Source organism: Nocardia sp. NPDC004415, assembly GCF_053602435.1.
Window position 1 is genome coordinate 1 of sequence record NZ_JBSGDP010000081.1, and the last position, 25876, is coordinate 25876.

Annotated in this window: 18 protein-coding genes and 1 pseudogene; 13 read left to right on the forward strand and 6 right to left on the reverse strand. The window is 69.9% G+C overall.

Annotated features, from left to right (window positions below; all coding sequences use genetic code 11):
- Window positions 1-187: 187 nt before the first annotated feature.
- Window positions 188-931: pseudogene (locus tag ACWEMY_RS26800) on the forward strand (alpha/beta fold hydrolase); the annotation flags it as partial.
- 72 nt (window positions 932-1003) lie between these two features.
- Here ACWEMY_RS26800 and ACWEMY_RS26805 read toward each other — a convergent pair.
- Entirely contained in the window at window positions 1004-2113 is a 1110-nt protein-coding gene (locus tag ACWEMY_RS26805; RefSeq protein ID WP_452392254.1) for a helix-turn-helix transcriptional regulator, read from the reverse strand.
- A 458-nt stretch (window positions 2114-2571) separates the two neighbouring features.
- Between ACWEMY_RS26805 and ACWEMY_RS26810 the strand changes: the two genes are divergently transcribed.
- From ACWEMY_RS26810 to ACWEMY_RS26835, 6 genes are all read left to right on the forward strand, one after another.
- Complete coding sequence (locus ACWEMY_RS26810; RefSeq protein WP_452392255.1) at window positions 2572-3324, forward strand: bestrophin-like domain; 753 nt, start codon at window positions 2572-2574, stop codon at window positions 3322-3324.
- 410 nt (window positions 3325-3734) lie between these two features.
- The gene (locus ACWEMY_RS26815; protein WP_452392256.1) at window positions 3735-4034 is read left to right on the forward strand and encodes a hypothetical protein; all 300 of its coding nucleotides are present in this window, start codon (window positions 3735-3737) and stop codon (window positions 4032-4034) included.
- A 249-nt stretch (window positions 4035-4283) separates the two neighbouring features.
- On the forward strand, window positions 4284-5702 hold the full coding sequence (locus ACWEMY_RS26820; RefSeq protein ID WP_452392257.1) for a family 2B encapsulin nanocompartment shell protein: 1419 nt from the start codon (window positions 4284-4286) through the stop codon (window positions 5700-5702).
- 4 nt (window positions 5703-5706) lie between these two features.
- Window positions 5707-7980, forward strand: a complete 2274-nt coding sequence (locus tag ACWEMY_RS26825; RefSeq protein WP_452392258.1) for a terpene synthase family protein — start codon at window positions 5707-5709, stop codon at window positions 7978-7980.
- Entirely contained in the window at window positions 7977-9368 is a 1392-nt protein-coding gene (locus tag ACWEMY_RS26830) for a family 2B encapsulin nanocompartment shell protein (RefSeq protein ID WP_452392259.1), read from the forward strand. The genes ACWEMY_RS26825 and ACWEMY_RS26830 overlap by 4 nt, the downstream gene beginning before the upstream one ends.
- Entirely contained in the window at window positions 9365-10453 is a 1089-nt protein-coding gene (locus tag ACWEMY_RS26835; RefSeq protein WP_452392260.1) for a family 2 encapsulin nanocompartment cargo protein polyprenyl transferase, read from the forward strand. Before ACWEMY_RS26830 ends, ACWEMY_RS26835 begins: the two co-directional genes overlap by 4 nt.
- 25 nt (window positions 10454-10478) lie before the next feature.
- Here the strand turns inward: ACWEMY_RS26835 and ACWEMY_RS26840 are convergent, their stop codons facing one another.
- Window positions 10479-11231: an MmyB family transcriptional regulator gene (locus ACWEMY_RS26840; RefSeq protein WP_452392261.1), complete on the reverse strand. Its 753-nt coding sequence runs from the start codon at window positions 11229-11231 to the stop codon at window positions 10479-10481.
- 681 nt (window positions 11232-11912) lie between these two features.
- On the opposite strand from ACWEMY_RS26840, the gene ACWEMY_RS26845 reads away from it, so the two are divergent.
- From ACWEMY_RS26845 to ACWEMY_RS26865, 5 genes are all read left to right on the forward strand, one after another.
- Window positions 11913-15623, forward strand: coding sequence for a nitrate reductase subunit alpha (locus ACWEMY_RS26845; RefSeq protein WP_452392262.1), 3711 nt, complete (start codon window positions 11913-11915; stop codon window positions 15621-15623).
- Between the two features lie 10 nt (window positions 15624-15633).
- A complete protein-coding gene (gene narH / locus ACWEMY_RS26850) occupies window positions 15634-17331 on the forward strand; it encodes a nitrate reductase subunit beta (RefSeq protein ID WP_375935383.1) in 1698 nt (565 codons plus the stop codon).
- Window positions 17328-18008 carry a nitrate reductase molybdenum cofactor assembly chaperone gene (gene narJ, locus ACWEMY_RS26855; RefSeq protein ID WP_452392263.1) on the forward strand — a complete coding sequence of 227 codons (681 nt, stop codon included), beginning with the start codon at window positions 17328-17330 and terminating at the stop codon, window positions 18006-18008. The genes narH and narJ overlap by 4 nt, the downstream gene beginning before the upstream one ends.
- Window positions 18005-18760 carry a respiratory nitrate reductase subunit gamma gene (gene narI, locus ACWEMY_RS26860; RefSeq protein ID WP_375929621.1) on the forward strand — a complete coding sequence of 252 codons (756 nt, stop codon included), beginning with the start codon at window positions 18005-18007 and terminating at the stop codon, window positions 18758-18760. The genes narJ and narI overlap by 4 nt, the downstream gene beginning before the upstream one ends.
- A 110-nt stretch (window positions 18761-18870) precedes the next feature.
- Window positions 18871-20043: an NADH:flavin oxidoreductase gene (locus tag ACWEMY_RS26865; protein ID WP_452392264.1), complete on the forward strand. Its 1173-nt coding sequence runs from the start codon at window positions 18871-18873 to the stop codon at window positions 20041-20043.
- 4 nt (window positions 20044-20047) lie between these two features.
- Here the strand turns inward: ACWEMY_RS26865 and ACWEMY_RS26870 are convergent, their stop codons facing one another.
- The 4 genes from ACWEMY_RS26870 to ACWEMY_RS26885 form a co-directional block, all read right to left on the reverse strand.
- Window positions 20048-20386 carry a hypothetical protein gene (locus ACWEMY_RS26870; RefSeq protein ID WP_452392265.1) on the reverse strand — a complete coding sequence of 113 codons (339 nt, stop codon included), beginning with the start codon at window positions 20384-20386 and terminating at the stop codon, window positions 20048-20050.
- A 100-nt stretch (window positions 20387-20486) separates the two neighbouring features.
- Window positions 20487-22139, reverse strand: a complete 1653-nt coding sequence (locus ACWEMY_RS26875; RefSeq protein WP_452392266.1) for a class I adenylate-forming enzyme family protein — start codon at window positions 22137-22139, stop codon at window positions 20487-20489.
- Between the two features lie 125 nt (window positions 22140-22264).
- Window positions 22265-24859 (reverse strand): LuxR C-terminal-related transcriptional regulator, encoded by a 2595-nt coding sequence (locus tag ACWEMY_RS26880; RefSeq protein ID WP_452392267.1) that lies wholly within the window; start codon window positions 24857-24859, stop codon window positions 22265-22267.
- Between the two features lie 145 nt (window positions 24860-25004).
- Window positions 25005-25226, reverse strand: a complete 222-nt coding sequence (locus tag ACWEMY_RS26885) for a hypothetical protein (protein WP_375929626.1) — start codon at window positions 25224-25226, stop codon at window positions 25005-25007.
- Between the two features lie 188 nt (window positions 25227-25414).
- Here ACWEMY_RS26885 and ACWEMY_RS26890 point away from each other — a divergent pair, with 188 nt between their 5' ends.
- On the forward strand, window positions 25415-25843 hold the full coding sequence (locus tag ACWEMY_RS26890) for a hypothetical protein (protein WP_375929627.1): 429 nt from the start codon (window positions 25415-25417) through the stop codon (window positions 25841-25843).
- The last annotated feature ends 33 nt before the right edge of the window (window positions 25844-25876 follow it).

Genomic DNA, 25876 nt, shown 5'->3' on the forward strand with positions numbered 1-25876 from the left:
CTCTCTTACCAGGGGCTTCGCCAGTTCGCATCCGGAGCGGCAGATTAATCATGCTGCGGTGCAACATGGTTCAGCGGCAGGATGAAAAAGGCTCAGTGAAAACACCCCTCCGGAACTACACGCAACAGGCGGTCACATATTCGCCGCAACCGGACCGCACACCCCGCCGGACTTGTATGTTTCGGCCATGCCTTTCGTGCACTCCGATTCGGTGAACATCCATTTCCGCACGGGCGCCGTCCACGGCCCCACCGTGCTGCTGGCACACGGATTCCTGATGAATCAATCGATGTTCGATCCGATCCGGAGAATTCTGGGGCACACCGATATCAATGTGGTCACCTGGGACGCGCGCGGGCACGGCCGCACCGGGAACACACCCGCATTCGACTACTGGGATCAAGCCGCCGACGGATTCCGCGTACTGGACGCGCTCGGTATCGAACGCGCGATCGTCGGCGGAATGAGTCAGGGCGGATACACGGCATTACGGATGGCCTTGCGTGCGCCCGAACGCGTGTACGGGCTCGCCCTGCTCGACACCGAAGCCGGGGCCTGCACGCCCGACGAGGCCACCGACTACGAGAGCTTCTTCGATGCCTGGTGTGGGACAGGCGAGTTGGCACCCTTGGCCGAGGGGCTCGCGCCCCGGCTGATCGGCGGTGACGATCCGGCGATGTGGCGGCCGTGGATCGACCGGTGGCTCGCGGCCGACCGCGCCGCGATCCGTCCGGCGGCGCGGTGCCTGATCGACCGCGATTCGGTGCTCGAGCGCCTGGGTGAGATCCCGGTGCCCGCTCTGGTGCTGCGCGGGGAGCACGACCAGAACAGCACCGTGGGCAAGTGCGCCCTGCTGGCGGCCGGGCTGGCCGGCGCCGGGGCCGTGCGCACCGTCGCGGGCGCGGGCCACGGCGCCGCGCTGACCCACCCCGGGCAGGTGGCCACCATGCTGGCGGGGCTGGTGTCGGCGTGCGTCCCGCAGCCGGTGCCGGTCGCCGGGAGGTCAGCGGTTTCCGCGGCGGGTGGTGCGGTAGGCGGCCGGGGTCACGCCGTATTTGGCGCGGAAGGCGCGGGAGAGCTGGTCGACCGTGCGGAAGCCGCAGCTGTCGGCGATGTCGCGCAGGCCGCGGGTGCCGTCGCAGAGCGCGCTCGCCGCGGCGGCCAGGCGGCGGGTGCGGATGAGCCGCGCGACCGAGGTGCCCTGGAGTTCGAACGCCCGGAACAGGGTTCGCCTGCTCACATGTAGTCGGCCCGCGACCGCGTCCGGGTTCAGCGCCGGGTCCGCGAAGTTCCGGTCGATGAAGTCGGCCGCGCGGCGGCGCAGCACGTCCTCGGCCGTCAGTTCCCTGGTCGCGTCGGTGAGATCGCGTTCGAGCAGCGCGACCACCGCCGCGCGGAACAGGATCTCGTCGATACGCGCGACGATGCGCAGATGACCGGGCATCGTCGCACCGCAGGTGAGGTCCCGCGCCACCGTGAGAACCGACATCGCGGCGCGCGACAGCGGCCAGGAGCGGCCGCCCGCCGCCGGGACGTCGAGACCCCACGCAGCAAGCGAACTCACCGGCAGATAGAGGTAGAGCACATCGGTGGCCGCGGCGTCGCCGCGCGCGAGGACCGACCGGAACGGGCTGTCCAGGCACAGCGCGAACGCCTCGCCCGCCACCGCGGTCGACCGGCGCCCCTGCTGTTCGAGCGTGACCCGGCCCGCCAGTACCAGTCCCAGCTGCAGGTATTGGCTGTAGTGGTCCTCTGCGCCCGCGGCCGCACGCTCGGTGACGATGTCGGTGGTGCGCAGCCGGGCGACCAGCACCGCGCCGGTGCTCGCGGTCCAGAGCGTGGCGGCGAAATCCTCACCGGCCCGCAGGTGACAGCCGAAGGCCACCCGCTGCAGATCACGCGACCCGCTCAGGTTCACCCCGCGCCTGTCGGGCGGGCACAGCGGTTCCAGCGGGCAGGTGGCCTCCGGCCGCACCGATTCGCTCATCGATTGCCTCGCCCCGAACGACACCGCGCCGCTGCGTGCCCGACGGCCCGGCTCCCCCTCCGCCCGGCCCGGACGGCGGCCGCCGTGTTCGACGGCGATCGTGTGCGCGTCTGTTCCGCTGTGCATATCCCACCTCCGCGCAGGGGTGCCTCGACGCCGGAGCCGGACCGCGAAATCACTGATCCGTCACCGGTCGAACACACCCGTCGACAACTGGAACTGCTCTCGAAACACGAAGGATAACAGCGGAATTCGCGTACCAGGGACGGCCCGTGAATCGCGCGCACGACACTCGCATTCCGTGCCAGGTTCGCCGGGATGTCGTGCCAGGACGGCGCGGGCGGCCCGGTCGATCGGGCGCCACGAAGACCGTTCCCGCCTGCCGATATCGGTCCACCGGCGGGCGTCGCGGCGACGCGGCGACGGTTTGCCCGAGCATTGCGCCGCTCCCGGCCCGCGACCTACTCTCGATGCCGTTGTCGCCCTTACGGTTCCGTGGTCGACGGTCGCGACATTCCGCACGAGTTCTCTGCTGATATTCCGGCGCGCATCATCGCCCCTCGACGACGAAGGACTACCGAGACATGCTCTGGGAAGCACTGCTGTGGGTGATCATGGTCGCCGGACTGGCCGGGACCGCCGCCTATCTGCTGCGCAAGCGCGGCAACGGACGCGACGAGGACGCCACCAACGAGTCGGTGGGCCAGGTGTTCACCCTCGTCGCGGGCCTGCAGGTGGTCCTCGCGTCGTTCCTGCTCATCGGCGTGCTCGACGCCAACGCGGGCGCGGCGAAGGCGGCCTCGGACGAGGCGGATCGACTGCTCGCCCTCCAGTGGGCGGGTGACGCGTTGCCGGAGCCGGCCCGCGGCACCATCACCACTGCCGTGCACGGCTACACCGGCGAGGTGATCGAGGTGGAATGGCCTGCCATGTCCTCCGGGGCGCAGGTCGACGACACGGCGTGGAGCAGGTTGTCGGCGGTGCGCACCGCGATCGCCACCAGTCCCGCCACCGACGAATGGCAACGATCCCGCCAGATCGCGGCGGCCGACCGGCTGTGGGAGGTCTACGAGGCCCGCCAGGCCAGGATCGAGGCGGCGGGTAGCGCGTTGTCGCCGATGATGTGGCTGGCACTGGCACTCGGCGCGATTCTGTCGGTGGGCCTGTCGCTGCTGTTCGCGGGCACCAGTCCGCGCGTGCATGTCGCGGTGGTGGCCAGTTTCGCGGCGGTGGTGACGTTCATGATCTTCACCATCTTCGAACTGCAGAATCCCTACGGCCGGGCCGCCGCCGTCGGCCCGGCCGCCTTCGACGCCGTGCTGGCGCAACTGACATGAACGGGCCGGGGCGCAGGGTGATCTGGGTGAGTCTGCTGGCGGGCGCGGGCCTGGTCGTGCCCGGATCGGTCGGTACCGTGTCCGGCGGGCAGGCGATCGCCGCCCCGGCGCCCACCACATCGGCTCCGGTGATCCCCACGCCGACAGGAACATTCGAGGTTCCTGCCGTGCCCCGGTTCGGTGGGCCGGCGATTCCGCTGCCGGGTCACCCACAGGATCGCCCGACGGTCCCGGTTCCGGCACCGCCGCGCGGCGGCCTGGAACTACACGTCCCCGCCCGCCCGTTCGACCAACCGCGGGCCCCGCTTCCACTCCCGGCGCCCGCCCCGCCGCCACTGATCCCGAAACCGCCGCCACCGGCTCCGCCCACATCTGTTCCCGCACAGCCGGTTCCGGAGCCACCACCGCTCGTGACCCCCGAGCCGAGCCCGCTGCCCGCGGCCCCGGCACCCCCGCCGGTGACGATGTCACCCGAGCCGGAACCCGCCCCGCCACCACCACCGATCGCGGTGCCCGACCCATTACCCCTGCCGGAACCGTCGCCCACGCCGGTGCCCACTCCCGCCCGGCTCGTCACCTATCCCGTGGCGGAACCGCGGGCCGTGGCGGCGCAGCCGGTGGTGGTCGAGCAACGGCGCTGGGCCCTCACCCTGACGCTGCTGGTCATCGCGACCGCTGGTGCGGCCAGGGTCGCGACCAGACGCTCATGAGCAATCGATCGGCATCCACGACTTCGCGCCGAGAACGATCGCGCGCCGCCGCGCACACATCTGCCGAAGTGCCGCGCCTATCTCGAATACTGCTCTCGCACAACAGTTTTCATGATGATTCCTCTGCGCGATCGAAGCGTGTTGCTCTACCATCGTTTCTGCCACGATCAGTAGCGGATGGATAACTGATCCGTCCCGCTGTGGTGCGTCATCTCGTTTCTCCCATGTCTCTCGAAGCAGGAAGAACTCATGACTGAACTGGCTGAACCACTCTCCGGAACCATCGCCGCCCAGCTGAGCCTCAGCACGGTCGCCGCGCGGAACCTGGCGACCACGACCAAGTCCGTGCCCCAGATGCAGGGCATCACCTCCCGGTGGCTGCTCAAACTGCTGCCGTGGGTGCAGGCCGACGGTGGCGTGTACCGCGTCAACCGCCGCCTCACCTACACCGTGGGCGACGGCTTGATCACCTGCTACGACACCGCGGGCGAGGCGCGGATTCTCGCACCCGACCTGCGGGAACTGCGCAGCCTGCGGCACTACCCCGACGACGCCGCCCTACAGGCGCTCGCGGACTCCTTCACCGAACGGCGATACGCGGCGGGCGAGATCATCGCCGAGGCGGGCAGTCCCGCCGGCGAACTGGTGGTCCTCGCCCACGGCAAGGCCGACAAGCTCGGCACCGGCGCCTACGGCGAGCCGACCGTGCTCGAGATCATGACCGACGGCCACTTCTTCGGGGAACGGATCCTCGGCGCCGACGCGCAGCCGTGGGACTTCACCGTCAAGGCCGTCACCGCGTGCACCTGCCTGGTGCTCACCGAGCGCGCCCTGGCCGAGGTCGGCGCGCGGATCGCCGGGCTCAGCGAGCACGTGCGGGCGGCCCAGCTCGACGACGCCGTCGCCGACGAGCGGGCCAACCCGCACGGCGAGAGCTCGATCGAGCTCGCCTCGGGCCACGAGGGCGAACAGCAGCTGACCGGCACCTTCGTCGACTACGACCTGTCCCCGCGCGAATACGAGCTGAGCATCGCGCAGACCGTGCTCCGGGTGCACAGCCGCGTCGCCGACCTCTACAACAAGCCGATGGACCAGATCGAACAGCAGCTGCGGCTGACCATCGAGGCCCTGCGCGAACGCCAGGAAGACGAGATGGTCAACAATCGCGACTTCGGGCTGCTGCACAATGCCGCACCCCGGCAGCGGATCAGTACCCGCACGGGCGCTCCGACACCTGACGACATGGACGAACTGCTCGCCCTGGTCTGGAAGGAGCCGGCGTTCTTCCTGGCCAACCCGAAGGCCATCGCCGCCTTCGGGGCCGAATGCAACCGCCGCGGCATCTACCCGTCGAGCACCGAGCTGAACGGGCATCGGGTGCCCTCGTGGCGAGGTGTACCGATCCTGCCGTGCAACAAGATCGGCACCTCGGCCGGTCGCACCACCTCGATCATGCTGATGCGCACCGGCGAAGCGGCGCAGGGCGTGATCGGGTTGCGCCAGACCGGGATTCCGGACGAGTACGAGCCCGGCCTGAACGTGCGCTTCATGGGCATCGACGACAAGGCGATCATCTCCTACCTGGTCAGCACCTACTACTCCGCGGCGGTGCTGGTACCCGACGCCCTCGCGATCCTCGACAACGTTCAGCTCGGCGCCGAGGGCTGAGACCGTGCAGCCGTTCGTGTTGCCCGAGTTCTACGTCGCTCATCCCGCGCGGCTCAACCCGCACGTGGAACAGGCACGGGCACATACCAAACAGTGGGCCTACGAGATGGGCATGCTCGGCGAGGCCGTCGGTGGCGACGTGGTGTGGGACGAAGCGAGTTTCGACGGCATGGACTACGCGGGCCTGTGCGCCTACACCCATCCCGACGCCGACGCGCCGGTGCTCGACACCGTCACCGACTGGTACACCTGGGTCTTCTATTTCGACGACCATTTCCTCGACGCGTTCAAACGCACCGGCGACATGGACGGCGCCCGGCGCTATCTCGACCGCCTGGCCACCTTCATGCCGCCCGACGGTGCCGCCATGCCGCAACCGGCCAACCCCGACGAGAGCGGCCTGGCCGACCTGTGGACGCGGACGGTGCCGTCGATGTCGCAGTGCTGGCGCGAACGTTTTCGCGAGAGCACCCGCAATCTGCTGCTCGACTGCGTCTGGGAGATCGGCAACATCAACACCGCCCGGATTCCCAATCCCATCGACTACATCGAGATGCGGCGCCGGGTCGGCGGCGCGCCGTGGTCGGCGGATCTCGTCGAATACGCCCGCGGCATCGAGATTCCCGAAGCCGTCGTCGGCACCCGGCCGCTGCGCGTGCTCAAGGACACCTTCTCCGACGCGGTGCACCTGCGCAACGACATCTTCTCGTATCAGCGCGAGACCGAGGAGGAAGGAGAGGTCAACAACGGGGTCCTGGTGGTCGAGCGGTTCTTCGGCTGTTCGCCGCAGCGGGCCGCCGAGATCGTCAACGACCAGCTCACCTCGCGGATCCACCAGTTCGAGAACACCGTGCTGACCGAGCTGCCGCCACTGTTCGCCGAACACGGGCTCGACGCGGTGCAGGTCGCGGCGACGCTGTCCTACGCGCAGGGGCTACAGGACTGGCAGTCGGGCGGCCACGAATGGCATCTGCGGTCGAACCGCTACATGAACGCTGCCGCGGCGAAGGGCCCGAAGTCGTTCGGTCCCAGCGGGATCGGTACCGAGCTGGCCAGGCCCGGTTTCTGGAAGGGGCTGGCCGGGCCGGGTGGGGCGCGCAGTCATGCGCGGGTTCCGTTGCGCCGCAGCGGTCCCCTGCCCCTGCCGGACTTCGAGGTGCCGTTCGCGCTGAGCCTGTCACCGCACCTGCCGGTGGCACGCTCGGCGAGCATCGACTGGGCGCAGCGGATGGGATTCCACGAGCCGCTGCCCGAGCTCGGCGGGCGACGCCTGTGGACACGCGAGGACACGGCGGGCTTCGATTTCGCGCTGTGCTCGGCGGGTCTGGACCCCGACGCCGATGCCGACACGCTGACGCTGTCGGCGCAATGGCTCACCTGGGGCACCTGGGGCGACGACTATTTCCCCGCCGTCTTCTCCCCCGCGCAGGGTGCGGCCGCGATGGCCGGGGCGAAGTCCTGCAACGCCAGACTGTCGGCGTTCATGCCGCTGGATCTGCGCCAGACCGGAACACCGGCCAACCCGCTGGAGTTGTCGCTGGCCGATCTGTGGTCACGCACCGCCCGGACCATGCCGCCCGCCGCCCGCGCCACCTTCCGCGCGGCGGTGGAATCCATGACCGAGAGCTGGTTGTGGGAGCTGGCCAACCACATCCAGCACCGGGTACCCGATCCGGTCGACTACCTGGAGATGCGCCGCCGGACCTTCGGCTCGGATCTGACGATCGCGCTGTCGAAGCTCGCGCGCGGGGGCCTCGTCCCCGACGCGGTCTTCGAGTCGACCACCCTGCGCGGTATCGAACACGCCGCGCAGGACTACGGCTGCCTGATCAACGACTTCTTCTCGTATCAGAAGGAGATCGAGTACGAAGCCGAGCTGCACAACGCGATCCTGGTGGTCGAGTCGTTCTTCGACTGCGACCGCGAGGTCGCCGCCACGATCGTCGACGACCTGATGCGGGCCAGGATGCGGCAGTTCCAGCGCCTCGTCGACGACGAACTGCCCGTCCTGGTCGAACACCACCGCCTCGACGACACCGCACGCGCGGCGCTGGCCGGCTACATCGACGAATTGCGTGACTGGATCGCGGGCATCCTGCACTGGCATCGCGGCACCAGCCGCTACCGCCCGGAACACCTGCGCCACCCGGCGAGCGGACGACCGCCCGCCGTCTCCCACTCCACCCGCGCGTGGGGGCCCTCCGGCCTCGGCACCGCCGCCGCTCGCCCCGGCCTCGTCGCCGCCCACGCCACCTCGCAGGGAAGGACCACTCCGTGACCAGCACCGCCGCGCAGCCGGCCACCGCACTCGGCGTCGCCGCCGCTCGCACCCTGGCGACCACCACCAAATCCGTTCCGCAGATGCAGGGCATCACGCCCCGATGGCTGCTGCGCATGCTGCCCTGGGTGGAGGTCGACGGCGGAACCTACCGGGTCAACCGCCGCCTGACCTACACCGTCGGGGACGGCTACCTCACCTGCACGCTGGCCGGGGGCCGGTACCAGGTGGTCCCGGCCGAACTGCGCGAACTGCGCGCGCTGCGCGACTTCGACGACGACGACACCTTGCGCGAACTCGCCCAGCTGTTCACCCAGCGCGAGTTCGCCGCGGGCGAGACGATCTGCGAGTTCGGCAACGAGATCGACGCGACCTATGTGGTGGCCCACGGCCGGGTCGTGCTCACCGGCCCGGGTGACTACGGTCAGCAGGTCCAGCTCGACGTGCTCGACGACGGCAGCCAGCTCGGTGCCGCCACCCTGCTCGGCGGACAGGCGATCTGGGAGTACACCGCCACCGCGAACACCGCCTGCACCGTCCTGGCCCTGCCGCGCACCGACTTCGACGCCGTGTGTGCCAGGAACCCGCGCCTGGCCGCCCATATCGAGCGGGTCGGGCCCGTCGTGGCCGCCGAGCAGGCCGGTGCCGACAAATACGGTCAGGCGACCATCGGCATGCTGTCGGGCCAGCAGGGCGAACCGACCCTGCCCGGCACCTATGTCGACTACGACCAGCATCCCCGCGAACTCGAGCTGAGCGTCGCGCAACTGCTGCTGCGGGTCCACACCCGGGTCACCGACCTCTACAACAAGCCGATGAACCAGCTCGACCAGCAGGTGCGCCTGTCGGTGGCGGCGCTGCGGGAACGGCAGGAACGCGACCTGCTGACCCACCACGACTACGGGCTGCTGCACAACGTGGACCCGAGCCAGCGGCTGTGCTCGGCCACCGGCCGCCCGACTCCCGACGATCTCGATCGGCTGCTGGCCCGCCGCCGCAAGACCGCGTTCTTCCTCGCCCATCCCCGCGTCATCGCGCAGTTCGGTCACGAATGCACGAAACGCGGCGTGTACCCGGACCACACCGACATCGAGGGGAAGACGGTGCACGCGTGGCGGAATGTGCCGCTGCTGCCCTCGGACAAGATCCCGATCTCACCGAGTGGGACCAGCACGATCCTGGCCATGCGGATCGGGGAATCCGACGACGGGGTGATCGGCCTGCGCCAGACCGGATTGCCCGACGAGGTCGAACCGGGCATCAATGTCCGCTTCACCGGGATCGACGACCGAGCGATCGCCTCCTATCTGATCAGCGCCAATCACGCTGCGGCCGTGCTGGTTCCGGACGCGCTGGGGGCGCTCACCGAAGTGCAGGTGAACCGATGAGCACGCCACAGCCCGCGACAGCCCCGGTCCTGCCACCGACCCCGGTGGCGCCGCCGCCCGTCGCGCCACGCGCGCGCACGGCCGCCGATGTGCTCGAACGCTGCCGGGAGGACTGCGCGGCCACCCTGCACGGTTCGGTTCAGACGATGCCCGCCATGGTGCGCACGATCGTGGGGTATCACTTCGGCTGGTGGGACCGTGGTGGAAGGCCGGAGAGCCACGACGGCGGAAAGGCGATCCGCCCGGCGCTGGTCCTGTCGACCGCGCGGTTGACCGGCGGGGACGAGGCGGCCGCCGTGCGCGCGGCCGTCGCGGTGGAACTGGTGCACAACTTCTCGCTGCTGCACGACGACGTGATGGACCGCGACACCACCCGCAGGCACCGGCCGACCGCGTGGACGGCCTTCGGGATCGGTCCCGCCATCCTCGCGGGCGACGCGCTGCTCGCGCAGGCGTACTCCCTGCTGGCCGGGGCACCGGGCACACCGATCGTCGAGGCGTCGACCCTGCTGAGCCGCTCGGTGCTGCATCTGGTCGAAGGCCAGTGCGCGGACCTGGGATTCGAGCAGCGCGGCGATGTCGAGGTCGAGGAATGCCTCACCATGGTCGACCGCAAGACCGGGGCGCTGTTCGGGTGTTCGGCCGCGTTCGGTGGGCTCTTCGGCAACGCCGATTCCGGTGAGATCCTGCGCCTGCGCGAATTCGGCAGACGCATCGGCCGGGCCTTCCAGCACACCGACGACCTGCTCGGCATCTGGGGCGATCCGCGGGTCACCGGCAAATCGGTGTTCTCCGATCTGCGCAGCCGCAAGAAGTCCCTGCCGGTGGTGTTCGCGCTGCGCTCCGGCACGCCCGAGGCGAGCGCCCTGGCCGAGCTCTACCTGCGCGAGGACCCGCTCGACGACGGCGAACTGGTCCGGGCCGCCGAACTGGTCGAAGCGGCGGGTGGCCGCGCATGGAGCAGGGGCCAGGCCAGGCAACTGTACGAGGAGGCCATGGCCACGATCTCCGGGATCGGGACCGACGCCGACGCCATGGCCGACCTGGATCTGCTCGCGGCACTGGCCGCCGACCGGGACTGCTGACCGGCGGGGCGTTCGCGGGCCCGGTTTACGGCCGGTCGGGGTGCGGACCGGCGGCATCGGGGCCGCGAACGCCCAGGTAGTACTGGATGCGGCCGGGGTAGGCGACCGAGTCGAGGCGGAAGAGCTGGACGTCGACGGTGTAGTACTCCCCGGTGTGCAGATCGCACAGCCGCATGGCGGTGTGTTCGCGGCCGTACACCGTGTCGCCGTCGTCCCAGATCCGCCGGAAGTCGCGGTACTGCGCCAGTTCGTCGAGCAGGTCGGTGGCCCAGTCGCCACCGCCCTGCTGGCCGATCAGCCCGCGCAGCCAGTGCACGGTGAGCGTGGACTCGGTCTCCCACTCCACCATCACCTTGCGTGAGAGCGGATTGCCGAAGAACCAGCGCAGGATATTGACGTCCTCGACCAGGCCGGGGAAGGCGCGATCGTAGGATTCGTTGCCCGCGAGCACATTCCAGCGGGTGTCGACGTAGGCCGCCAGATCCGGCTCCTGCAGTGCCAGGGTGCGGCGCATCTCGGCGGTGATCTCGGCGCGCAGGTCCTCGACGGTGGGATTGTCCACCGGTGCCAGCCCGGCCAGATCGAACAGATGCCTGCGTTCGATATCGCTGACCGGCGTGATCCGGTCGAGATAGCGCACCAACGCGTCGAGCACCGCGCGCGTCGGGTGATCGCGGTCACCGCTTTCCAGATGTGTGATGTAACTCGAGCTGACCCCGGCCGCGAAGGCCAGCTTCTCCCGCGAAATCCGCCGATCGTCGCGAAGCCGCCGCAGCAACCCCCCGAGTGTCGGCGGTTTCGGTGGACCCGCCGGACCGTCGGACGTCGACTTCGGTATCACCCCAACCCTCCCTGTCTGCACGGGCCAATCCTGGATGACGCTTCAACCATGATCCACGCACCGAACGGAAAAGATGCAGTTTCTTTATATTGACGCGCCGCCATTTGGGTAGTTAACGGTGGGCAACTGTGCGCTCGGTCACGAAATGCCGTGCGCCGGACCGAATTAAAAGGATTTCAATTCTTCCCTCCGGCATTGCTATAGAATTCCGCGCCGGTGCCCGGCCGCCGGAACCGCGCCGAGGACCACGCCCGCCCCCGCCGGACGCCACGCACCGGCCGTCGCGGTGTGCGGGGCGTCACATCGGGCCTGTTCAGCGGGCATCCCGGCTGTGTAAACAAATGTAAACCGCCCGAGAAGCAAGCGTTTCCGAAGCATCACCGCGGAGCCGGGGCCATGCTCCCCGGCAGCCGCGTCGGGCCTGCTCGCCGCCCATTCACCCTGGTCGGCCCCGATTCGCCGGGCGGGCGCCGCGGCCCGCCCGTGACCACGAGATTTCGCCGACCTCACACCTCACCGAGGCCCGAACGAGGATGTGAAAAGTTGGTTTTGCGGGATCAGCGCCCCTCTTTACAGTTGCCCTCAACAGCCCGATTTGCACAGCTCGAAGGGGGCGTCGTGGTTAATTCGCGCACTCATGGTCCGTCGCCCACCGATTTCGGCGACACATTGCTGAACCTCGGTAAGTACTTCCAGCGCGGCGAGGTCTCCGCCGACCACCGGTCGGTGCACAAGGTGGGCGGCCGCGACGCCGACGCCTTCTATCGCGACCGCTGGTCGCACGACAAGGTGGTGCGCTCCACGCACGGCGTGAACTGCACCGGCTCGTGTTCCTGGAAGATCTACGTCAAGGACGGCGTGATCACCTGGGAATCGCAGCAGACCGACTATCCGTCGGTGGGCTCGGACAAGCCCGAGTACGAGCCGCGCGGCTGCCCGCGTGGCGCCTCGTTCTCCTGGTACACCTACTCTCCGACCCGTGTGCGCTACCCGTATGTGCGCGGCGCGCTGCTGGATCTGTACCGCAAGGCCAAGACCGAGCTCAAGGACCCGGTGCTGGCCTGGGAGTCGATCGTCGAGGACCCGGTCAAGGCCAAGACCTACAAGACCGCGCGCGGCAAGGGCGGTTTCGTCCGCGCCGAGTGGTGGGAGGCCGCCGAGATCGCCGCGGCCGCGCACGTCCACACCATCAAGAAGTACGGGCCCGACCGGGTCGCCGGCTTCTCGCCGATCCCGGCCATGTCGATGGTCAGCCACGCCACCGGCGCGCGGTTCGTCTCGCTGCTCGGCGGCTACATGCTCTCGTTCTACGACTGGTACGCCGACCTGCCGGTGGCCTCACCGCAGGTGTTCGGCGACCAGACCGACGTGCCGGAATCGGCCGACTGGTTCGACGCCGGCTATCTCATCATGTGGGGCTCCAACGTCCCGGTGACCCGCACCCCCGACGCGCACTACATGACCGAGGCACGCTATCGCGGCCAGAAGGTCGTGGTGGTCTCCCCCGACTACGCCGACAACACCAAGTTCGCCGACGAGTGGGTGGCCGCACGGCCGGGAACCGATGCGGCACTGGCGATGTCGATGGGGCACGTGGTGCTCAAGGAGTTCTTCCTCGACAAGCAGACGCCGATGTTCACCGACTACATCAAGCGTTTCACCGATCTGCCCTACCTGATCTGCCTCGACGAGGCGGCGGATCAGCAGGGCGCTCTGCCCGGCAAGTTCCTCACCGCCGCCGACCTGGGACACACGGGCGAGAGTGTCGAGCACAAGCCCGTGCTGCTGGATCAGGCCGGAAATCCGGTGGTGCCCAACGGTTCCCTCGGCCATCGCTTCGGCGAGGGCGACACGGGCAAGTGGAATCTCGACCTCGAGGGTGTCGACCCGCTGCTGACCCTGCTCGGCCACACCGACGACGCCCCCGCCACGATCGCGCTGCCGCGTTTCGACACCGACACCGCCCAGACCATCCTGCGCGGTGTGCCGACGAAGATCGTGGCGGGCAAGCGGGTCACGACCGTGTTCGACCTGCTGCTGGCGCAATACGGCCTGGGCCGCGACGGCCTGCCGGGTGAGTGGGCCAAGGGCTACGACGACGCCGACTCCCCCTACACCCCGGCCTGGCAGGAACGCATCACCGGCGTGCCCGCCGTGCAGGCCGCGCGCATCGGGCGCGAATTCGCCGACAACGCCGAACGTTCCGGCGGTCGCTCGATGATCCTGATGGGCGCGGGCACCAACCACTGGTTCCACTCCGACCAGATCTACCGCGCCTTCTTCACCCTCACGCTGCTCACCGGCTGCCAGGGCAAGAACGGTGGCGGCTGGGCGCATTACGTCGGCCAGGAGAAGTGCCGCCCCGTAACAGGGTGGGCCACACTGGCTTCGGCCGCGGACTGGCAGCGTCCGCCGCGGCAGATGCAGGGCACCGTGTTCTGGTATCTCACCAACGACCAGTGGCGCTACGACCCGTTCACCTCCGACTCCTTCGCCTCCCCGCTGGGCAAGGGCACCTTCGCCGGGCGCACCGCCGCCGACAACATCGCCCTGGCCTCGCGGCTGGGCTGGATGCCGAGCTACCCCACCTTCAACCGCAATCCCCTCGACCTCGCCGACGAGGCCGAGCAGGCCGGGAAGACACCCGGCGAGCACGTCGTGGACGGCCTGAAGTCCGGTGACCTGCGCTTCGCCTGCGAGGACCCCGACGCCCCGGAGAACTTCCCGCGCGTGCTCACCGTCTGGCGGGCCAACCTGCTCGGCTCCTCCGGCAAGGGCAACGAGTACTTCCAGAAGCATCTGCTGGGCTGCGGCTCGAACCTGCAGACCACCGACGCCACCGGCGTGCGCCCACAGGAACTGGAATGGCGCGAGGAGGGCGCCGAGGGCAAGCTGGATCTGCTGCTGGCGCTGGACTTCCGCATGACCAGCACCACCCTGTTCGCCGACATCGTGCTGCCCGCGGCCACCTGGTACGAGAAGCACGACCTGTCCTCCACCGACATGCACCCGTTCGTGCACGCCTTCTCCCCCGCCATCTCCCCGCCGTGGGAGGCCAAGACCGACTTCGAGGCGTTCCACCGGATCGCGCGCGGGTTCTCCTGGCTGGCCGAGAAGCACCTGGGCACCCGCAAGGACATCGTCGCGGTGCCGCTGCAGCACGACTCCCCCGACGCGCTGGCGCAGGCGGGCGGCAAGGTGCTGGACTGGAAAGCCGGTGAGTGCGAACCGATTCCGGGCAAGACCATGCCCAAGATCGTGCAGATCGAACGCGACTACACCAAGATCGCCGAGAAGCTCGCGGCGCTGGGCCCGCTGGTCGACACCCTGGGCGTGACCACCAAGGGCATCACCACCTACCCCGACAAAGAGGTGACCTACCTCGCGGGCAAGAACGGCACCGTCGTCTCCGGCGTCGCGGCCGGGCGGCCCTCGCTGGCCAAGGACACCTTCGCCGCCGAGACCATCCTGGCGCTGTCGGGCACCACCAACGGCCGCCTCGCGGTCGAGGGTTTCGAGGCGCTGGAACGGCGCACCGGCACCGAACTGGCCGACCTCGCCGCCGAGGCCGAGGGCAAGCAGATCACCTTCGCCGACACCCAGGCCCGGCCGGTTCCGGTGATCACCTCGCCGGAATGGTCGGGCAGTGAGTCCGGTGGGCGCCGGTACTCGCCGTTCACCATCAATGTCGAGCGCAGCAAGCCCTGGCACACCCTCACCGGGCGTCAGCACTTCTATCTCGACCACGACTGGATGATCGAACTCGGCGAGCAGCTGCCGATCTTCCGGCCGCCCCTGGACATGACCGCGCTGTTCAGCGAACCGTCGATCGGCAATGTGGCCGGCGGCGGGGTCACCGTGCGGTACCTGACCCCGCACTCCAAGTGGTCGATCCACTCCGCTTACCAGGACAACCTGCACATGCTGACGCTCTCGCGCGGCGGGCAGACGATCTGGATGTCGGATCGCGACGCCGCCAAGATCGGGGTGGCCGACAACGACTGGATCGAGGCGACCAACCGCAACGGCATCGTGGTGGCCCGCGCGATCGTCTCGCACCGCATGCCCGAGGGCACGGTGTTCATGTACCACGCGCAGGACCGCGCGGTGGACGTGCCGCGCATCGAGGGCACCGAGGCGACCACGAAGGAAGCCAAGGGCAAGCGCGGCGGTATCCACAACGCGCTGACCCGGGTGCTGATCAAGCCCTCGCATCTGATCGGCGGCTACGCCCAGCAGTCCTTCGCCCTGAACTACCACGGGCCCACCGGCAATCAGCGCGACGAGGTCACGACCATTCGCCGCCGCAACCAGAACGTGGAGTACTGACATGCGTGTAATGGCTCAGCTCGCCATGGTGATGAACCTGGACAAGTGCATCGGCTGTCACACCTGCTCGGTGACCTGCAAGCAGGCGTGGACCAACCGCGGTGGCACCGAGTACGTCTGGTTCAACAATGTGGAAACCCGTCCGGGCCAGGGTTATCCGCGCCAGTACCAGGATCAGGAGAAGTGGAAGGGCGGCTGGACGCTCAACAAGCGCGGCAAGCTCACCCTCAAGTCGGGCTCGCGGTTCAAGCGCCTGATGAACATCTTCGCCAACCCGGACCTGCCCACGGTCGAGGACTACTACGAGCCGTGGAGCTACGACTACGACAACCTGCTGGCCTCCCCGCCCACCGACACCACCCCCGTCGCGCGGCCCAAGTCGCTGATCACCGGCCAGGACACCAAGGTCACCTGGGGTGCCAACTGGGACGACGACCTCGGCTCCGGTCCCGAAGCGGTCGGCAAGGACCCCTTGCTCGGCAAGCTCGAGGACAAGGTGAAACTGGAGTTCGAAGAGACCTTCATGTTCTACCTGCCGCGCATCTGCGAGCACTGCCTCAATCCCTCGTGCGCAGCGTCGTGCCCGTCGGGCGCGATCTACAAGCGCGAGGAAGACGGCATCGTGCTCGTCGACCAGGACAAGTGCCGTGGCTGGCGCCAGTGCATCACCGGCTGCCCGTACAAGAAGATCTACTTCAACCACAAGACGGGCAAGGCCGAGAAGTGCACCTTCTGCTACCCGCGCGTGGAGGTCGGCATCCCGACGGTGTGCTCGGAGACCTGTGTCGGGCGGCTGCGCTATATCGGCGTGATGCTCTACGACGCCGACGCGGTGCTCGAGGCGGCCCAGGTGACCGACCCCAAGGACCTGTACCCCTCGCAGCTCGGGGTGTTCCTCAACCCGCACGACCCGCGCGTGATCGCCGAGGCGGAGAAGGCCGGTATCTCGCCGGAATGGATCGCCGCCGCGCAGGATTCGCCGGTCTACAAGCTGATCGTGGACTACCAGCTGGCGCTGCCGCTGCATCCGGAATACCGCACCATGCCGATGGTCTGGTACGTGCCGCCGCTGTCGCCGGTGGTGGACGTGCTCACCGAGACCGGGCACGACGGCGAGGACGCGGGCAACCTGTTCGGCGCCATCGACGCGCTGCGCATCCCGATCGAGTACCTGGCCGAGCTGTTCACGGCCGGGGAGATCGGGCCGGTGCGCGCCTCGCTGCAACGGCTGGCGGGGATGCGCGCGTTCATGCGGTCGGTGAATCTCGGTGAGGAACCCGCCGAGCACATCGCCCCCTCGATCGGGCTGGAGCCCGAGGAGATCGAGGCGATGTACCGGCTGCTGGCCATCGCCAAGTACGAGCACCGCTACGTGATTCCCACCGGCGCGACTTCCCGTGCGCACGAACTGGATTCGCTGGCGACCGGGTGCAGCCTGGACACCGACGGCGGGCCCGGCATGACCGCGTTCGACCAGGTGGTGGAGAAGTTCTCGCTGGCCGACACGAATCAGGCCGCGCCCGAGGACAAGTCGGGGCGGATCAACCTGCTCAACTGGGACGGACGCAACACCAGTGGCCTGGTGCCCACCGCGAACGGCAACGGGCACAACGGGAACGGGAGCAGCGGCAACGGCGCCGCGAGCAACGGCAACGGCAGCAACGGCGCTGCCGTGGCCGGCTCCACCGTCAGCGGAGTGGCGCCATGAGCCTGCTCTCGATCCGCAGGCGGCCCCAGCCGGTCACCGCGCTGGCCGAACACGACCGGCGCATGGTGTGGCGACTGGCGGCACTGCTGCTGGACTACCCCGGCGAGCAGACCCTCGGCCTGCTCGACCGGGTGTCGGCGGCGGCCGCGCAACTGCCCGAGGAGGTGCGCGCGCACTTCACCGGCCTGCTGGACTACCTGCGCGAGACCCCGTCGATCGAGGTGGCGCAGCGCTATGTCGAGACCTTCGACCTGCGCCGCCGCGCCAGCCTGCACCTGACCTTCTACGCCTACGGCGACACCCGCAAGCGCGGGATGGCGCTGCTGCGGTTCAAGCACGCCTACCGTCAGGCGGGCGTGGAACTCGGCGACGAGGAACTGCCCGACCACCTGCCGGTGCTGCTGGAGTTCGCCGCCACGGTCGACCCGGTCGGCGGCGAGCGCCTGCTCGGCGAGCACGTACCCGTGCTCGAACTGCTGCGACTGTCGCTGGGCGACAACGACTCTCCCTACGCCGGGGTGCTCGCCGCGGTGCTGACCACGCTGCCCCCGGTCACCACCGCCGACCGCCGCCGCATCTCCGAACTCGCCGCCCAGGGCCCGCCCGAGGAAGAGGTCGGACTCGAACCCTTCGCCATGGACCCCTCGCTGTTCGACGCCACGGAAGGCCGCCGATGAACGCCACGATTCCCGTTCCCGAAGGCCTGTGGCTGATCCTGCCCTACATCGCCGCGACATCCTTTGTGCTGGGCCATGTCTGGCGGTACCGGTTCGATCAGTTCGGGTGGACGACGCGGTCCTCGCAGATCTACGAGTCCAAGCTGTTGCAACTGGGCAGCCCGCTGTTCCACTTCGGGATGCTCGGGGTGTTCTTCGGGCACGTGATGGGGCTGCTCATCCCGGAGTCGTGGACGCACGCGGTGGGGATCTCCGAGCACGCCTATCACCTGCTGGCGGTGGGCGCGGGCTCGGTGGCCGGCCTGATGGTGGTCGCCGGGGTGGCGATCCTGTGCTACCGGCGCGTGGTCATCCCGTCGGTGCGCACCAACACCAGCCGCAACGACGTCCTGATGTACACGTTGCTCACGCTGGCGCTGGTCACCGGACTGCTCAACACCTGGGGTTCCAACCTGCTGTGGGGCACCTACAACTACCGCGAGACCGTCTCGCCGTGGTTCCGCAGTCTGTTCTCGATCAACCCCGAACCGGGCCTGATGGTCGGTGTCCCGTGGACCTTCCAGCTGCACGGCCTGGTCGTGCTGGCCCTGGTCTTCGCCTGGCCCTACACCCGCCTGGTGCACATGTTCAGCGCGCCGATCGGCTACCTCACCCGGCCCTACATCGTCTACCGCCGCAAGGAAGTGGAGACCAAGGACAAGACCCGCTTCGCCAAGGCCTGGGACGCCCCGGTCACGCCCGACCGCTGGTAGGTCGCACCCCGCGAAACCCCGCCCGGACCCGGTCCCGGCGGGGTTTCGCCGTCCACTGAGCGGGCCACACCCCTTGCCGGACCGAACTGAAACGTGTTTCACTTTTCCGCATGAGCGATGTCCTCGCACCGGCGGTTCTCGGTCCGCTCACCCTGCGCAACCGGGTGATCAAAGCGGCCACATTCGAGGGGCGCACACCTGACGCGCTGGTGACCGATGAGCTGGTGGAGTTCCACCGGGAGGTGGCCGCGGGCGGGGTCGGGATGACGACGGTGGCCTACTGCGCGGTGGCGCCGGGTGGGCGGACCGATCGGCATCAGATCTGGATGCGGGAGGAGGCGGTGCCGGGGTTGCGCAGGCTGACCGACGCGGTCCACGCGGAGGGGGCCGCGGTGAGCGCGCAGCTCGGGCATGCCGGGCCGGTGGCCAATGCCCGGTCCAATCGGGCGCCCGCGCTGGCGCCGAGCCGGATGTTCAATCCGCTCGGGATGCGGTTCACCAAGACACCGGACGCGCTCGGGATCGCGGAGGTGGTCGCGGCGCACGCGCGGGCGGCGCGGTTCGCGAAGGAGTCGGGGTTCGATGCCGTCGAGGTGCATCTCGGGCACAACTATCTGGCGAGTTCGTTCCTGAGCCCGATGCTCAACCGGCGCCGGGACGACTACGGCGGGCCGCTGGTGAACCGGGCGCGGATGGCCAGGGAACTGGTACGCGCGGTGCGCGAGGCGGTCGGCGACACGATGGCGGTGACGGCCAAGCTCACCATGGAAGACGGAGTGCGCGGCGGGTTCCCGATCGAGGAATCGTTGCAGGTGGCGAGCTGGTTGCAGGACGACGGCGCGGTCGACGCCATCGAACTCACCGCGGGCAGTTCGCTGCTCAACCCGATGGCCATCTTCCGCGGGGACGCGCCACGCAAGAACTTCGCCAAGACCCTGCCGGTGCCGGTGCGCTGGGGGTTCCAGCTGGTCGGCAAGCAGTTCCTGCGCGAATACCCTTATCGCCCGGCCTATCTCGCCGAGAAGGCCGCGCGCTTCCGCGCCGAGCTCTCGCTGCCGCTGATCCTGCTCGGTGGGATCACCGATCGCCCGACCGCCCAGCAGGCCCTCGACGACGGTTTCGATTTCGTGGCGATGGGTCGCGCGCTGCTGCGCGAACCCGATCTGATCCGGCGCTGGCGGACCGACGCGGACACCCGCTCGCTGTGTACGCACTGCAACGAGTGCATGCCCACGATCTACTCGACCACCCGATGCGTCTTGCGCACCGACGCCCCGGTGTGAGCGGCTACGCGCCCAGCTCCTTGCGGACGGCGGCGAACCAGGCCTGGGTCTCGACCAGGCCCTTCTCGTTGTCCTTGCGGCCGCCGACGAAGCCGAACAGGTCGGCGGCGAAGCGGCTCAGCACGGTCGCGTCGGTTTCCTCGAGGTCGGTGAGCATCTCGGTGTCGCCGAGCAGGTAGGCTACGACGGCTACCCGGCCCGCGGGCCAGGTGTCGCGGTGGGCGGCCCAGCCGTCGGCGCGCACCGCGCGGGCCTCGGTGAGCAGCTCGGCGCGCAGGGCGGCACGGTCGGCGTCGCTGGGCTTGCGGGGTTTGCCCCAGGTGATCCGGTTCGCGTCCGGCATGTCGCATCCTCTCGGCGGTGGACGGGGTCACCGGTGAGCGTGGCAGATCAGGCCGCCGGGGCCGCACACGGGGCAGCCGCGCGCCGAGTGTCGGCCACGCTCACACCGCGAGGTCGCGGCGGGTCACCTTGCCGGTCGCGTTGCGCGGCAACGGTTCCGCGGTGATCCGCCAGTGGACGGGGACCTTGAAGTGGGCGAGCCGGGCGGCGACGAAGGCGCGCAGGTCGGCGGGGTCGACCGCCCCCGGCTCGGTGACCACCACGGCCGCGACCTCCTGGCCCAGGTCGGGGTGGGCGACGCCGAAGACCGCGCATTCGGTGACGGCGGGGTGCTCGGTCAGGACGTTCTCGATCTCGACGGGGTAGACGTTCTCGCCGCCGCGCAGGATCAGGTCGGTGCGGCGGCCGGAGACGGTGAGCCTGCCGTCGGCGAGGGTGCCGAAATCGCCGGAGCGCAACCAGCGTTCGCCGTCGATGGCGCGGGCGGTGGCCGCGTCGTCGTTCCAGTAGCCGAGCATGACGTACGGGCTGCGGATGCAGATCTCGCCCTCGGTGCCGTCGGGCAGCACGGTGCCGTCGGTGTCGCGGATGCGCACCTCGACACCGAAGATCGGCCTGCCGACCGAGGCGTCGTCGACGGCCAGGTCCGGCGGGGTCGCGACGGTGGCGGCGGTACCGCTCTCGGTGAGGCCGTAGCTGGTGGTGAGCGAGAGGTTCAGGGTGGGCAGTTTCGCGCGCAGGGCCGCCAGCAGGGCGGGTGAGGTGGGCGCAGAGTTGAGCGACAGGGCCGTCAGCGAGGACAGATCGTGCTGGGCGACATCGTGTTCCAGCAGGCGCGAGGCCATCGTCGGTACCGCGGCCCAGTTGGTCACGCGTTCGCGTTCGACCAGGCCCAGTACCCGGCCGGGCTCGAACGCACCGTGCGGGAAGACCGCCGCCGCGCCGGTGACCAGGCGCGGGATCACCAGATTGTGCAGGCTGGCGATGTGGAACAGCGGGGCGGTCACCAGGTAGCGGCGTTCGCTGGGGCCCTCGCCGAGCGGCTGCCCGGTGAAGGCGGCCAGCATCGCGTCGGTGAAACGGTGATAGTCGCTGACGGCCACCATGTTCCGCTGCGAGTGCACCACACCTTTGGGTTTGCCGCTGGTGCCGCTGGTGTAGAGGATGACGGCCGGATCGTCCTCGGCGACCGGCGTCTGCGGGATCTCGGCACCGGCGAACTCGGTGAGCAGCGCGGGCAGATCGGTCTCCATGGTGAGCACCGGGATGGCTGTCCCCGTCTCGGCCAGGCGCGCGGCCCTTTTCGCGTCGGCGATCACGACGCTCGGGGTGGTGTGGGCGAGGCCGTAGGCGATCTCCGGCGGGGCCCACCAGGCGTTGTAGCCGACCGGGATGGCGCCCAGACACTGCGCGGCCCAGAAGGCGATCACCCAGTCGGGGCCGTTGGCGGCCAGGATGCCGATCCGGTCGCCCTTGCCGACGCCGTAACGCTGGGCCAGCGCGGTGGCAAGGGCCCCGGCCGCGGCGGCGTGCTCGGTGAACGACAGGCGGCGGCCCTCGGTGACCAGGTAGTCGCGCTCGCCCCAGCGCAGCGAGTGTTCGAGCAGTGCGCGCAGGCTGCGGCGGCGGCGGGCCAGCACCGGAATCGGCACGCCGAGCACGGGTTCGACGGTCAGCTCGAAGGGAGCGCCGGGCGCGGTCAGGCCCGCGGCGACCTGGGCCGCCAGCTGCTGCGGGTCTACGACATCGGTCATGCTCTGCTCCATCGGGGTCGCGCGGCGCGTCGCACGGACCGCGGTCGCCGACCCGGCCGAGTGACGCGAGCCACAGCCTAGCCCACCCGGTAACCGTGTTCCGGCGACTCCGCGAGATGTCGGGGTCAGAGCAGGCCCAGGCCCCTGGCGGTGGCGATGGCCTCGGCGCGGGCGTTCACGCCCAGCTTCTGGTAGATGCCGCGCAGGTGGGTCTTCACGGTGTTCACCGAGACACCCAGGTCGCTCGCGATATTGATGGCCGTCATCCCGGAGGGCAGCTGGCGCAGCACCACGAGTTCGGTCTCGGTGAGTTGCGGGGCGCCCTCGGTGGCGCCGCGCTGGGCGCGCACCAGGTCGACGAAGGCGTCGAACCGGCCGAAGCGGCCGCCGAGACGGTCGAGCACCTCCAGGGCGCCCGGCACGTCGAGGAACGGGCGCACCAGGCGCTCGGCGCAGGCGTGGGTGAGCGCCTGCTCGAACGCCTCGTCGGCCTTGCGCGGGCGGTCGAGCCGGTCGGCGGCGACCGCGACCAGCAGCCATCCGGTCACCACGCCGGCGCCGGACAGCTCCGGCGGCACCCGGCCGAGCAGCGGCTCCACCAGCGGCAACGCGGCCGCGGGACGGTGGGTATAGACGGCAAGGCCGGCCTCGGCGAGCGCGGTCTCCGGGGTGGCGCCGAGCACGCGGGTGGCGTGCTCGACGAGCTGCTGCGCCTCGGTGCGAGCTTGCAGGCGCAGCAGCAGCCACAGCACGTCGAGGGTGGCGCGGCCGTTGCCGAGCAGCGCCGGGGCCTCGTCGAGCAGCCGGTGCAGCTGCCTGCTCAGCGCGGTCGCGGCGGCCGCGCGGTCGGGCGCGTCGGGAAAGGTCAGCAGGGCGGTGACGAGTCCGGCCTGGCGCAGCGGCGCGGGCAGGCAGATCTCGCGCTCGGCGGCGGGCATGCCGGGCAGCGGGCGCGGGAAGTCGAGTCCCTGCTGGTAGGCGCCGTACGCGGCGACCACCCGCGCGAGCCCGGCCTCACCGGACAGGTCGTAGCGCGCGGCGCTCTCGACGGCCTGCTCGGCCAGCAACCGCAATTCGCCGATCCGCCCGGCGATGCCCGCCGCGAGGGCCAGCCCGGTCCTGGCGCGGACCACCACCCGGCCCAGACCCACCTCCTCGGCGTGCACGATCGCGTGCCGCAGCGCCGCGGTGCCGCTGTCGATCTCGCGCGCGCTGATCCCGGCGATGCCGCAGTGCAGGCCCGCGTAGCAGTCCAGATCCGGCTGACCGGTCACCGCGGGCAGCGGCCACCGCGTGGACGACGAATCCCCGACCAGCACCGCGACACCCGCGCTCACCGCCCGGTCGAGCACGTCGATCCAGGCGGCCGGGACGACCCGCGACTCCGGGCCCGCGCCGATGTGCGCGGCCTCCAGATACACCTCGGCGGTGGCGATATCGCCCGCCTCCACCGCGACGGCCGCGCGCAACAGCCGCGTATAGGTGTCCTCGGCGGGCTCGGGCAGATGGTCGACGGCCGCCAGCAGCAGCTGGCCGGTGCCGTCGAGCACCATCCGCAAACCCCAGTCGCGCAGGAACGCGACCAGCCCGGGGGCGCCGGGTTCGGCCAGCACGTGCTCGAGTGCCGGGGCGGGCATCGCGGCCGCGGCGAACCACCCGGCCACCCGGCGGTGCAGGACCGGGGCCCGCTCGGGGCGGGTGTGCGTGCCCTCGGCGAGCAGGTAGGCGCGCAGCAGCGGGTGATAGGTGTGCCAGAGTTCGCCGCCGTGCGCGACGGTGTGCAGCGGGAAGTTCGCGCGCAGCAGGTCGTCGAGGATGCGGGCCGCGTCCTCACCGACCAGGTCCTCGGCCAGCGGCAGGCAGAACTGGGTGGGCACCGCGGTGGCGAGCAGGAAGTCCAAGGTCGCGGGCGGCAGTGAGCCGAGCAGTTCGGCGACGAGGAAATCGGCCACCGCGTGCGAGGGCCGGGCCAACGCGGTCAGGGCGGTGTCGCGGTCCTCGGCGTTGGCGGACAGGTAGATCGCGGCGATGCGGACCAGCGCGGCCCAGCCGCGGGTGAGCGTGTGCACCACGGCGAGGTCGGCCTCGTCGAGGCGGCAGCCGTGCTGGGCGAGCAACTGGGCGACGCGCTCCGGCGACAGCGCCAGCTCCGCACCGCCGATCCGGGTGAGCCGCCCGGCCAGTTCGAGGGTGTGCCAGCGCAGCGGCGGATCGAAACGGCCCGCGACCAGCGCGGTGACGTGGGCGGGCAGGTGCGCGAGCAGGTACTCCAGCGCGGCCAGCTCCAGCGGGTCGGTGAGCAGATGGGCGTCGTCGATGACCAGGACCGCCGGGCCGCCCGCGGTCAGGGCCGCGACCAGGTCGGCGGCGCGGTCCGCCGGGGTGCGCAGGGCGCCGTCGGGCACCAGCGAGTGGTCGAGCAGGCCGGCCAGGGCCGACAGCGGGTCGTCGGGGTGGTCGAGGACCGACAGCCAGGCCACCGGGATCGCCCTGGTGCGCGGCGCGCGGGTCACCCAGTCGACCAGGGCGACGGTCTTGCCACTGCCCGCCGGGCCGCACAGCAGCACGGTGGTGCCGCCACAGGCCAGCGCGCGGTCCAATCGGGTGCTCGCGGCCGGGCAGCGCACCGGCGCGAAGGACAGTTCCGGGATCGTCGCCCCGCTCACAGCTACCGCCGGGCTGCCACCGCGAAGATCCAGCGAATCCGACGACGTGGTCATCCGCACCCTCCTGAACTCGCTGTTCACCGCGCTGCGCGCGTGCGATCGCCGAGATCGACGGTAGGCGAATCGGCGGCTGCGCGTTTGCCCGTCCGGGCCTGAGCGCGGGCTCGTTATCAGATCGACGCCATCGCCGGTGGGCTGCTCAGTCGGGCAGTTGGGACATGCCGAGCAGGGTGAGGCCGAGGGTGTCGAGGCGGGCGAGCACGCCGCGCATGGCCGTGCTGTCGGCGACGACGCCGTAGAGGGTGGTGGTTCCGGTGGCCGAATGGGAACTGCGGCGCAGCTCCGGGAATGCCGCGAGGACGCGCTCGGTGAGTTCGCCCTCGATGACGAACTGATAGCGGAGAGGTCCGGACGTCGACATGTTCCCCAGTGTCGGCACCGGTCGGATCGCGCACCTCACCCCCTCCGGGTGAAATCGGGTGTCACCTGCGCGTGCCCGGCCGGAATTATTTTTAAACATGCGTTTTTCTGTTTCCGGGACAGTGGGGGAAACGGCTCGCTACTGTCGCGACACCACAGCAGTGGTCAGCGCGAACAGGAGCACATCACATGAAGACCTATCAGGCGCGCCGGGCCGGTTTCGGCTTCACGGCATTCACCGCGGTCGCCGCCGCGGCGGTCCTCACCGCACCGCAGGCCTCGGCCCTCGTCCAGGGCATCACGGTCAGCGGCAGCACCCACTACGTGGGCACGTCCTACACCGTGACCGCCGACGTCACCGCGACCTCGTTCCTGTTCAAGGTGACCTTCTCCGACAACGGCACCCAGATCGGTGAGCCGGTGTCGGTCTCCGACGGCAAGGCCACCATCACCTGGACCCCGACCACCACCGGGACCCACGAGATCAAGGCCGTGCAGGAGCTGATCAGCTCCAAGACCGTGACCGTCGAGGTCTCGGCCAAGCCAACCACCCCCGGTGGCGGCGGCGGTACTGGTTCGGCCGATCTGGGCGGACTGCTGACCGGCTCGGCGGGCTGACTCCCCTCCCCCGCCGAGACGGGGGCCGCCGGC